Source organism: Pseudomonas rhodesiae (genome assembly GCF_007858255.1).
GTDB lineage: Bacteria > Pseudomonadota > Gammaproteobacteria > Pseudomonadales > Pseudomonadaceae > Aquipseudomonas > Aquipseudomonas rhodesiae.
Window position 1 is genome coordinate 1 of record NZ_VFEU01000080.1, and the last position, 588, is coordinate 588.

Annotated in this window: 1 protein-coding gene; it reads left to right on the forward strand. The window is 66.2% G+C overall.

Translation table 11 applies throughout. The annotated features are described in order from the left end of the window. Positions 1-588, forward strand: a 588-nt coding sequence (locus FIV35_RS29510; RefSeq protein ID WP_146375142.1) for an ATP-binding cassette domain-containing protein, incomplete at both ends; no start/stop codon positions are given.

Here is a 588-nt window from a genome sequence, read left to right on the forward strand (position 1 = left end):
CGACCCTGCTGAAGATCCTCGGCGGGGCCTATATCCCCAGCAGCGGCGCGCTGCAGATCGGCGCGCAGACCATGGCCTTCAAATGCGCGGCCGACAGCATCGCCAGCGGCGTGGCGGTGATTCACCAAGAGCTGCACCTGGTGCCGGAAATGAGCGTGGCCGAGAACCTGTTCCTCGGCCATTTGCCCACGCGCTGGGGCGTGGTCAACCGTGGCCTGCTGCGCAAGCAGGCCCTGGCGTGCCTCAAGGGCCTGGCCGATGAGATCGACCCGGACCAGAAGCTCGGGCGTCTGTCCCTGGGCCAGCGCCAATTGGTGGAAATCGCCAAGGCGCTGTCCCGTGGCGCCCATGTGATCGCCTTCGACGAGCCCACCAGCAGCCTGTCGGCGCGGGAGATCGAGCGCTTGATGGCGATCATCACGCGCCTGCGCGACGAGGGCAAAGTGGTGCTCTACGTGTCGCACCGCATGGAAGAAGTGTTCCGCATCTGCGACGCGGTCACGGTGTTCAAGGACGGCCGCTACGTGCGCACGTTCGAGGACATGAGCGCGCTGACCCACGACCAGTTGGTGACCTGCATGGTCGGTC